Here is a 9,964-nt window from a genome sequence, read left to right as displayed (position 1 = left end):
AAAAAGCCTTTGGTGATTTAAAAGACCGTTTGAATATGCGCAGAGCCCTAACATCCTCAGAAAGCGCCCTGGAAGGGAAGCTGTTTGTTGAATTCATCGCACTCATCTTCCTCTCGTCCATCAAGAAAAGGATGGAAACGGCGGATCTCTTTTCAAAGTATACACTCCATGAAGTACTGGATGAGCTTGATGTCATCGAATGCTACCTCGAGCCCGGGAAAGCACCCGTGCAGGGCGAGGTTCTAAAGAAACAGGAAGAACTCTATCGCTCCCTCGGGGTCAGGCCGCTATTAGCTTCACCGCAGTGCTAAGGATGATGGCGGATACTCGTTAGGTGTTTCGGGAATGTAGGTTATATTATGACGGACGGGGATGATACCTATCCGGCAAAATATGGTCCGCAAATTGAAGAAGCCATTATTGGCAAAAGGGCAGATATGGTCATCGGTGATCGGCTTTCTTCCACCTATTTTACGGAAAATAAACGACCATTTCATAATAGTGGAAATATTCTTGTCCGAAAAATGATTAACACCTTATTTAAGGCGGATGTGACAGATATTATGACGGGGTTACGGGGATTTAGTCGAGAGTTCGTCAAATCCTTTCCCGTTATTTCAAAGGGATTTGAAATCGAGACCGAGATGACCATTTTTGCTTTAGACGCTAATTTCCAAATTTTAGAAATCCCCATTGATTATCGGGATCGTCCAGAGGGAAGTGAATCGAAGCTAAATACCTACACCGATGGACTGCGGGTGATCAGAACAATTTTTGGTCTATTCAGAGATACAAAGCCCTTTGCTTTTTTCTCGAGTATCAGTGCAATGATGATTTTAGTTTGCCTGTGTTTTTTTATCCCAATTATGAATAGCTTTATGCACACAGGGGTCGTAGAGAAGTACCCCACCTTGATTGTGATTAGTGCCGTTGCCATTATTGCCGTTATCAATTTCTTTTGTGGGGTGATTTTGAGTGTGCTCAAGAAGCAGCACACTCAAAATTTTGAACGGTTTTTAAATAGTCTCTCATATTTGATGAGGGCGGAGTAACTGCTTTAATCCACAATCGCTTTTCGTTTCATTATATAATTCCACACCATGACGATGATGGTTGCGATGATTTTAGCGAACATATAATACATCAAAACAATTTCAACAAAGAACCACATCAAAATCTGATTGATGAAGAGACCGACAATACTGGAGCCGACAAAGAGTACCACGGATTTGGTACTCTTTTGTTTTTCCTGGGCGCCTTCGAATACCCACAAAACGCAAAGAAAGTAGTTGACCACCACGGATACGGTGAAACTAATTCCTGAAGAAAGCAGGTAATTAAGGCCGCCAAATTCTGTAAGGAGGTATAAGAGGGCGTAATCAACCACAAAACTAAGGCCGCCTGTAATTCCAAAACGAAAGATTTCTTTGAAGCGTTCACTTTTTACAAAACGAATTAAATTTTCCATTTACCACACATCTTGAATTTCTTCACTAATCTGCTGCGCCTCAGAGGACGGCGTGTAATTTATTTCATAAATAAAATTATACAACACCTTAATATTATCCACCAGGGTAACGGGGAAAACATAGGAAACATCACCGAGATAACCGGTTTCCACATAATCCTCTGTTGGAATTTGTTTTTGCTGGATGGACCGATTACGGAGCAGCATGGCGTTGCCAGCGTATTTTAGAATCTCATTGAAGCTTAAAGAGGTTTTAACATAAGGCATTACGGACTGGATCAGGCTGTATTGGGCGATGGGGTTTAGGCTCATGGCTTTATTGATGACTTGTTCGAAGACCGTTCGCTGACGCTGGGTCCGATCGAAATCGCCATTACCGACATATCGGATTCTGCAATAGGCCAGGGCCTGGCTGCCATCAAGGAGCTGGCTCCCGGTACCGGCGACTTCGGGGGAACTGGTCTTGACCTTATCGTTAACGTCCATTAGATACTGGTTGAGCCAATAAAGCTCATCCTCCGAGGTGATATCCACGGTGACGCCGCCAACGGCATTGACCATTTCAACCATACAGCTAAAATCGACCACTAAATAATCTGTGATGGCCGTATCGAAATTCTGATTGATGGTTTTGAGTGCGGTGGTTGGCCCGCCCAGAGCATAGGCTGCATTGAGTTTATCAAAGTCATTCTCAGAATCGATATAAACATAGGTATCCCGCATGAGGGAAGTGATTTTGATGCCGCCATGCTCGAAATCGGCGGTGGCAATCATGGTTGAGTCTGAGCGCTCACCCTCGACATCTTCCCGTCCATCCACGCCAAAGATGGCAACATTGACAATGCGGTGATCCTGGGCGACGTTGGCCGCACTTGAACTAATACCGTATCTGCTTAAATCTTGGGAGGAAAGATCCTTATTTAAGTTCCCCATAATCTGAAAAGCTGCGTAGGCCGTCGAACCGGCTAAAAGAAGAAGAACCACAAGAATGACCCGTTTTTTAAAAGGGCTTAGCTTTTTTTTCTTTTTAGGCGGTGGGGTTGGTCGCTGGGGGGGAGGGCTGGAATTAGTGGGCCGCTGTTCTTTGGAGGATTCGCGGTTCATCATAGTTTTTTTGGATTGTTTGGCTTGTTGTCGCGCCAGCCGTTTTTGTCGGGAACGGGCAGCTGCAGCTTGCTCTGCTGCGGTTTGCTGTGTATGGCGATCCTGGGAAGAGGATATCTTTTGAGTTGTTTGTAAGTTTTTAGTAGCTTTTCCCGATGTCGTTTTTTTCTGAGGTTTGGCGACGTTGCGATAATCACCGGGTGCCTGATTTGGGTTTTGTTTCTGTTTCCTAGAATAATCCAAATGATTACCTCGCTTTTTTAATAATTTTTTAAAATATTGAACATTATACCATAATTCCATGGTTTGACGTGAGTTTTTTCCGAAAGATGTTATACATTTATGCCCATTTCTGCTATAATAAGCAGAGATTACTTGAAATGATATGAGATTTTTGAAATATAGAATAAAGTAGGGAGTGGCTGAAATGAAAGATATGAGCCGTGGATATGGAATGGAAGGTGGAATCGGACAATCACCGAAAGATGCAATTGAGCAACAAATCTTTGAGAAGGATGCATTGCTGAAGGATTTAATGGGAGAAGAGGTATCTGCGGATACAACGCCGAAACAGGTGGATCCCACTGACGGGGATTCCCAGGATTTTATTCAGAAACTAGAGGATGTGGAACGGCGTGAGGCTGAAGTACAGGCCATTTTATCGTCCCTTAAGGATATTTTCAATCATCTAAAGGAACGGGAGGCGGTGCTGAGCCGTCGGGAAGCCATCCTTCGTCAGGAGTATGATAAAATTCGTGAAATGGAAGAAATGATTAAGGATACCGATTTATTGGCAGGTTCCTTGGGGGCGGCTTTACCGCAGTTGGCGGATGCATCAGAATCTAATCCAGAATCCCAAACCGATAATGGAAACGAAGAGGAGTAGCAGATGGGCGGAAATAGTGACAGACTTGGTTTATTATTAATTTTTGATTGTATTGCAGTGATACTGACGACCTTTGGGACCACCATTGCATTATCCCTGATGGGAAGTGGTTTTGATACGAATATGATGATCATCGCAGGTTTTTTTGTTGGAATTAAAATATTGATCATGGGAATCGGTGATATTACAGGATTAGCGCGACGTTTTTGGGCGGCAGCAATCTTTATCCTCGTTGCAGATGGGATTATTATCCTTGTCGATATGATGATGGCCTTTGGTGTTAGCAGTCGCTTATTGTTTATCAATACAGGTGCTGATCTTGTTCTCGTTATTATAGCGCATTTACTCTGGCAAAGGTTTTATGGTGTTCCCATTGCTGATTTGAAGGAAAAAAAGGCATGGCTGTCCGGTCGGGATCATGAGGTTGAGGAACGGGAGCTGGATGATATTTACTCGGCACTATCCAGTGATGAGGAAGAGCTTTCACTTTTTGACGAGCTCAATGCGGCAGAGTGGGAGGACACCCAAGCTGTTTTGGAAGAAGAAATGATTGTTGAAGAGGGTGACTCCCTGGAGGATTTACCACCATCAGCCATTACCCAGGAAATACCAGTAGGCGTCGTACAATTGGAAGAAAGTCTTTTTGATGATTTGGTGATCACCAGTGATACAGGGATTATTGATTTATCGGAAGTCAAAAGGGCAGATTCTTCGGATTCCAAGGATTCTGACGAGAGTTTAGAGCCTACATTATCATTAGAAGAGGCGATGGATACCGCTCCTGAGATATTGGTGGAGGAATCGGTTTCAGAGAAAATGCCGATAGAAGATGGGCAGGCCTCGATATTGTTTGATGAAGAAATCAATGAAGCGAGCGATTTGGCTTCCTTTGAAACAGAAGATGTGGCAGAAGAACCCTTAGTGATAGAGTCAGAAGCTGAAACCAGCACTCCTGTGGAATCTGCGTTGTTTGATTCCGAGGATAGTTTGGAAGATGGGGCAGCACCAGATGCTACGGATTTGGCAGAGCTGGAAAACCGCTTGGGCAGCTTGATGACCGAGGTGGGAACATCCAGTCGTGATACGACGAATCTTAAAAAAGCAGTGGAAAGCTTCAAAGTGGAATTGGAACAAATTGACACCCTATCCTCAGACGATGAAATTGCGGAAACGGGCAATATCGTCCGGGATAAACTCCAAACCATTGTGAATAAGCAGTACTTGGTGGATGAGGTGTTGGATGATTTAATCCGTTTATCCCAGCAAATTAACAGTCGCATTGACGACTTGGATTCAATGGAAGCTGACTTGGCTAAACGGCAGGCGGATATTGAGCAGCGAGAACGTCGAATTGCAACACATCGCCCTATGGACTATGAGGATGCGATTATCACGGTTTTACCGGATGAGGTATTGCTGGATAGCGGGGAATCTGAAATCATTATCGATGAAGGGGATTTAGACGCATTACAGAAATATTTGAGCATGCACCCTGAGATTTAAGCAGATATAGGTGGGACTGGCGGTTTATAAGGGCCGCCAATCCTTTTTTTCTTGCATCAAGAACATAATAATGGTATAATTTTAACAATAAATTTATGTTTATAGGAGGATTTTGTAATGAAGAGATTTGCAAAAATCGGTATAGTTGTATTGGTTTTGGCAATGGTGTGTTCCCTTGCAGCCTGCTCATCCGGCAGCACCAACAGTGGTTCTGATGGTGGGGATAAGACCTATGTCATCGCAACAGATACAACCTTTGCCCCGTTTGAATTTGAAAATGAAAAAGGTGAAATGGTTGGGATTGATATGGATTTGTTAAAAGCCATTTCAGAAGATCAGGGATTTAAATACGAACTCAAGGTCTTAGGCTTCAATGCTGCCGTTCAGGCTCTGGAATCCCAGCAAGTTGATGGCGTCATCGCTGGAATGAGCATTACGGATGAAAGAAAACAGAAATTCGATTTCTCAAATCCTTACTTTGAATCCGGTGTGGGGATGGCTGTTGCTGCCGATAATAACGATATCAAATCCTACGAGGACCTTAAGGGTAAGAAAGTGGCCGTTAAAACAGGGACAGAAGGATATCAATTTGCAGATTCCATTAAAGATAAATATGGGTTTACTTTAACCACTTTTGAAGATTCTGCCAATATGTATGAAGATGTAAAATCTGGCAATGCAGCAGCATGCTTTGAAGATTATCCAGTATTAGGTTATGCCATTACAAAGGGTCAGCCTCTTAAGATGATAGGCGAGCTCCAGAATGGGAGTCCTTATGGCTTGGCTGTTTCTAAAGGTAAGAATGCTGAACTGATTGAAAAGTTTAATGCTGGCTTGAAGAACATCAAGGAAAATGGAAAATATCAGGAAATTATCGATACCTATATTGCCAAATAATTGATTAAGAAAATCACATATTAAAGTCCGGAACGCAGTATTGGGTGGATACCTGGTACTGCGTATCGTTCTGGAAAGGAGACATTGTGAATATATTTGAATTATTGATCCAGACCTGGCCGCGTTTAATGCAGGGGTTATGGGTCACGGTTGAAGCGACATTGATTTCGCTCTGTATCGCAGCAGTGTTGGGATTAATCTTCGGCCTGTTATCAGTATCCCCTAAAAAGATACTCAGAGGTATTTCCAGAGTATATGTCGATATCATAAGGGGGACGCCACTGATTGTTCAGGCTTTTTTTATTTACTTTGGGATGACCAGTGCCCTTAATATCCGTATGGAGGCCATTGTGGCCGGGATTATTACTCTGAGTCTCAATGCTGGGGCGTACACGGCAGAGCTTGTCAGAGGGGGAATTCAATCTGTTCCCAAGGGCCAGATGGAGGCGGCCCGTAGTTTAGGTCTACCCTATCCTATGGCCATGCGTAAGGTAATCTTACCCCAGGCAGTACGGACGATGATTCCGGCATTGGTCAATCAGTGTATCATCACGCTGAAAGATAGCTCCATTCTTTCCGTCATTGGGATGGCGGAGCTGACCCAGGCTGGGAAGCTCATCATTGCCAATAATTTGGAGTCCTTTAAGATGTGGCTGATTGTTGGTGTCATTTACTTTGTGATTATCATGATCCTCTCGAAAATTTCATCCTATATCGAAGGGAGGCTACAATATGGCAAAAATAGAAATTAATAATTTGAAAAAGAGTTTTGGTGAGTTAGAAGTTTTGAAGGATATTGATTTTTCCGTTGAGGAGGGTGAGGTTGTTTGCGTCATCGGACCATCTGGCTCTGGGAAAAGTACGATGTTACGTTGTATTAATGCGTTGGAAGAGGCTACCAGCGGAACCATTGTAGTGGATGGCAATGAAATTACTGGAAGTCATGCGGATATCAATTTATACCGTCGAAACATTGGGATGGTTTTTCAACAATTCAACCTCTTTCCCCATATGACGGTACTTAAAAATATCACCTTTTCACCGATTTCTTTAAAACTGATGAGTCAGGAACAGGCAGAAGAAGTGGGGCGAAAACTTTTGAAACGCGTTGGGATGTCCGAGAAAGAAGATGCTTATCCAGGAATGCTTTCTGGTGGGCAACAGCAACGTGTGGCCATTGCCCGGGCGTTAGCCATGAATCCGGATGTGATGCTTTTTGATGAACCCACCAGTGCACTAGACCCTGAGATGGTTGGGGAAGTTTTAAATGTTATGAAAAGTTTAGCTCAGGAGGGGATGACCATGGTGGTTGTAACCCATGAGATGGGCTTTGCTCGGGAAGTGGCAGATCGTGTTGTTTTTATTGATGATGGCTACATCGTAGAAGAAGGGAAACCGAGTGATGTTTTCGGCAATCCCCAGAATCAAAGAACTATTGATTTCTTAAATATGGTGCTTTAAGAAAAAACACAAAATAATCCTAAAACATAAAACCCCCCGCTATCTTTTAAGATAACGAGGGGTTTCATCATTTCTCTTTTGACGTTAAGGCTTCTAAAATAACATTAAAAGCGGCTTGCACTCCTTTGGGAATGCGTCGATATAGGTTCAGATGATGCACCTCCGAGGGAGACAGTTCTGGCCCATTTTCCCGGATAGTGTAAGCACAAGTATCTGGTTTATAATCTAATAAAAAATCAATGGATGTATGAAAAAAATCAGCAAAAGCTTTTAATGTGTAGAAGTCAGGTTCAGCAAGATCTTTTTCGTATTTATAAATTGACTGTTGACTTAAGCCTAGAAGATCCGCCAATTGACGTTGACTTAAATCACGGGATTCCCGTAAATGTTTTAAGTGATCCATTCAAATACCTCAATACCATTCTAACAGGAATTGAATGAAATAAATAACGCTATAAAAGATTTTGGATTAACAACATAAAAGTGTTAATGGCGGTATCAAAAAAACGGCCCGTTCCCAGACCGTTCCGTTCAAAAATAATATACTATACCATTGCTTTCCATAAACCGTGTAGGTTACAATATTCGTAAGCCGCAATGGCTTTGTCGCCAGGTGCCAGAGCAAAGGTTGCTTTTGGTTCATCACCAGGCTTGAGGCATTTGCGCTGGTTACCTTCTGCAGTTTCCAGACAAATCCACTGAATGTAATGTTCAACCTGCATCGGATGAGCAACGCTGCCAACATCAACAGTGACTAAATTACCATCAACGGTTATAACTGGTACATGTTTTTCGTGAGCACCATCCGTGGTATTAGGGTTTAATAAAGTCATTTTTTCACCACAACAAATGGGGGTAACACCTCCATCATTGACAATCCCTAAGATATTGCCACAGTGTGCGCAACGGTAGAATCTTGGTTCACACATTTTATTGACCTCCTCTATGAGTTAATGATTAGTTTTAGTATAGCATAGGGTTTCTTAAAAAGCATTAAAAAAACGGCTTTGTTTAAAAAAATTTTAAAGAAGGAAGATAATATGGAAGAAAAATGGCTCACTTGGGCAAAAAAAATTCAATCCTTGGCCCAATGCGGGCTGGCTTATTGTGATAATCAATTTGATATAGAACGATATGAGGCCTTCCGGGCATTGTCCATCGAAATTTTAGAAACGTACACAGAGGTCGATACCAATCAGATTAAAGACTTATTTTGCAATGAAACGGGCTATCAGACACCAAAGGTGGATGTCCGTGGGGCTGTTTTTAAGAATGATCGGATTCTCCTAGTAAAAGAGGCACAGGATGGAAAATGGTCCATGCCTGGAGGCTGGGCAGACATTGGTCTATCCGTTAAAGAAAATGTCGAAAAAGAAGTACGTGAGGAAGCGGGGATGGTGGTCCACGCCACCCGTCTGGTGGCCATGATGGATTGGCTCAGGAGCCAAAAAAACTGCCCCTTTTCAATTTATAAGGTATTTATGCTTTGTGACATAGAAGGCGGACATTTTGTGGAGAATATTGAGACTGAGGCAGCCGATTTCTTTTCGTTAGGAGCGTTACCCCCCTTGTCCCACCGTATTACAAAAGATACTGTGGAAATGTGTTACGCCGCTTATCGGGACAAGACCTGGATACCGAAAATCGATTGAAATAAAAAAACACACACCCCGCATCGATAGACATCCTTCAGACGTTACACTATCAGTTAGCTCAATTCAGATAATCCTCCGGCACATAAAAGGTCTTACTTACTGCTGCTTCCTTCCGGATCTGACAGGGTTCATAAGTTTTTATTGCGGAGGGTCCAAACGTCAACACCACTTAATACCGGCAGACTCTAAAAAATGGAACCTCTTTGGGGAATTCAACCCTGCTATAGCGGATTGCAGGTTACAGGGCACCGCTACCTCCCCGTCTAGTGTGATTCACTTATTATACAGAATAAAGAGAGACATGTCAAATAATTCCACTTGACATAACGCTTACAAATTAGATAATAAAAGAAGACGCAGTAAATTCTGCAGAGAAGGGAATATAGTAAGTCGTATGACAAATAAGTTCTTTCAAAAAGTGTTACATTTCGTTTATTATTTTGAGCTCATCATTGCAGTGATGTTAATTATTGCATTGTTGGCAGCATTGGTCGCTTTAGGATTACAGCTATACACGGGAATCACGCAGACTAATGCCGATATTTTTGGACTTTCCGATTTCTTAGGAAAGGCCTTTAGTGTGATCATTGGGGTTGAATTTTTAAAAATGCTGATCAAGCAAACCCCAGGCTCGGTGATTGAGATTCTTTTATTTTCTATTGCCCGTCAGTTAGTGGTGGAGCACGCATCGGCACTGGAATATCTGCTGTGCATCATCGGAATCGCCATTCTCTTTGGCATTCGCAAATATCTTTATGTGTCAACCTTTGATGAGAAATCTAAATCCAAGGCTCAATCATTGCCTGTACTCAACAAAAACAAGGATGATGAAAGGGACCGCTGATCCAAAAACAGAATAGATTGTTTCATGGGGATAAAACAGGAGCAATGATCACTCAAATTGGTATTCTGGATATCCTTTGAAAGAAAGTTAATCTATGATTATGGTTTTATGATATAATGGGTGCATCTTGAAAAAAGGAGAAAACC

Annotated in this window: 12 protein-coding genes, 1 other RNA gene and 1 pseudogene; 9 read left to right on the top strand and 5 right to left on the bottom strand. The window is 42.5% G+C overall.

Annotation, left to right across the window (positions count from 1 at the left end; all coding sequences use genetic code 11):
* Together BLW33_RS08460 and BLW33_RS08455 are read left to right on the top strand one after the other, a co-directional pair.
* Nucleotides 1-311: pseudogene (locus BLW33_RS08460) on the top strand (IS1634 family transposase); the annotation flags it as partial.
* Between the two features lie 48 nt (nt 312-359).
* Nucleotides 360-1,052 carry a glycosyltransferase family protein gene (locus BLW33_RS08455; RefSeq protein ID WP_176966673.1) on the top strand — a complete coding sequence of 231 codons (693 nt, stop codon included), beginning with the start codon at nt 360-362 and terminating at the stop codon, nt 1,050-1,052.
* Nucleotides 1,053-1,057: 5 nt separating this feature from the next.
* Here BLW33_RS08455 and BLW33_RS08450 read toward each other — a convergent pair whose 3' ends face one another.
* Together BLW33_RS08450 and BLW33_RS08445 are read right to left on the bottom strand one after the other, a co-directional pair.
* On the bottom strand, nt 1,058-1,468 hold the full coding sequence (locus BLW33_RS08450) for a GtrA family protein (protein WP_090307583.1): 411 nt from the start codon (nt 1,466-1,468) through the stop codon (nt 1,058-1,060).
* Nucleotides 1,469-2,575: an LCP family protein gene (locus BLW33_RS08445; RefSeq protein WP_090307595.1), complete on the bottom strand. Its 1,107-nt coding sequence runs from the start codon at nt 2,573-2,575 to the stop codon at nt 1,469-1,471.
* Nucleotides 2,576-2,999: 424 nt separating this feature from the next.
* Between BLW33_RS08445 and BLW33_RS08440 the strand changes: the two genes are divergently transcribed.
* From BLW33_RS08440 to BLW33_RS08420, 5 genes are all read left to right on the top strand, one after another.
* A complete protein-coding gene (locus BLW33_RS08440; RefSeq protein WP_090307581.1) occupies nt 3,000-3,458 on the top strand; it encodes a hypothetical protein in 459 nt (152 codons plus the stop codon).
* Nucleotides 3,459-3,461: 3 nt separating this feature from the next.
* Nucleotides 3,462-4,961, top strand: a complete 1,500-nt coding sequence (locus BLW33_RS08435; RefSeq protein WP_090307579.1) for a hypothetical protein — start codon at nt 3,462-3,464, stop codon at nt 4,959-4,961.
* A 117-nt stretch (nt 4,962-5,078) separates the two neighbouring features.
* On the top strand, nt 5,079-5,858 hold the full coding sequence (locus BLW33_RS08430; protein WP_090307577.1) for a transporter substrate-binding domain-containing protein: 780 nt from the start codon (nt 5,079-5,081) through the stop codon (nt 5,856-5,858).
* A gap of 86 nt (nt 5,859-5,944) precedes the next feature.
* Nucleotides 5,945-6,610: an amino acid ABC transporter permease gene (locus tag BLW33_RS08425; RefSeq protein ID WP_207647815.1), complete on the top strand. Its 666-nt coding sequence runs from the start codon at nt 5,945-5,947 to the stop codon at nt 6,608-6,610.
* A complete protein-coding gene (locus tag BLW33_RS08420; RefSeq protein WP_090243294.1) occupies nt 6,591-7,319 on the top strand; it encodes an amino acid ABC transporter ATP-binding protein in 729 nt (242 codons plus the stop codon). The genes BLW33_RS08425 and BLW33_RS08420 overlap by 20 nt, the downstream gene beginning before the upstream one ends.
* A gap of 67 nt (nt 7,320-7,386) precedes the next feature.
* Here the strand turns inward: BLW33_RS08420 and BLW33_RS08415 are convergent, their stop codons facing one another.
* Both BLW33_RS08415 and BLW33_RS08410 read right to left on the bottom strand, forming a co-directional pair.
* On the bottom strand, nt 7,387-7,722 hold the full coding sequence (locus BLW33_RS08415) for a helix-turn-helix domain-containing protein (RefSeq protein ID WP_090307575.1): 336 nt from the start codon (nt 7,720-7,722) through the stop codon (nt 7,387-7,389).
* A gap of 142 nt (nt 7,723-7,864) precedes the next feature.
* Nucleotides 7,865-8,248, bottom strand: a complete 384-nt coding sequence (locus BLW33_RS08410; RefSeq protein WP_090243292.1) for a desulfoferrodoxin family protein — start codon at nt 8,246-8,248, stop codon at nt 7,865-7,867.
* A 111-nt stretch (nt 8,249-8,359) separates the two neighbouring features.
* On the opposite strand from BLW33_RS08410, the gene BLW33_RS08405 reads away from it, so the two are divergent.
* On the top strand, nt 8,360-8,971 hold the full coding sequence (locus BLW33_RS08405; protein WP_090307572.1) for an NUDIX hydrolase: 612 nt from the start codon (nt 8,360-8,362) through the stop codon (nt 8,969-8,971).
* Nucleotides 8,972-8,980: 9 nt separating this feature from the next.
* Here the strand turns inward: BLW33_RS08405 and ffs are convergent.
* An RNA gene (gene ffs / locus BLW33_RS08400) (signal recognition particle sRNA large type) lies at nt 8,981-9,246 on the bottom strand.
* Between the two features lie 146 nt (nt 9,247-9,392).
* Between ffs and BLW33_RS08395 the strand changes: the two genes are divergently transcribed.
* Complete coding sequence (locus BLW33_RS08395) at nt 9,393-9,818, top strand: hypothetical protein (protein WP_143032611.1); 426 nt, start codon at nt 9,393-9,395, stop codon at nt 9,816-9,818.
* The last annotated feature ends 146 nt before the right edge of the window (nt 9,819-9,964 follow it).

Origin of the sequence: Eubacterium aggregans (assembly GCF_900107815.1) — a bacterium.
Taxonomy (GTDB): Bacteria; Bacillota; Clostridia; order Eubacteriales; family Eubacteriaceae; genus Eubacterium_O; species Eubacterium_O aggregans.
This window is presented reverse-complemented; position numbering and strand designations above follow the sequence as displayed.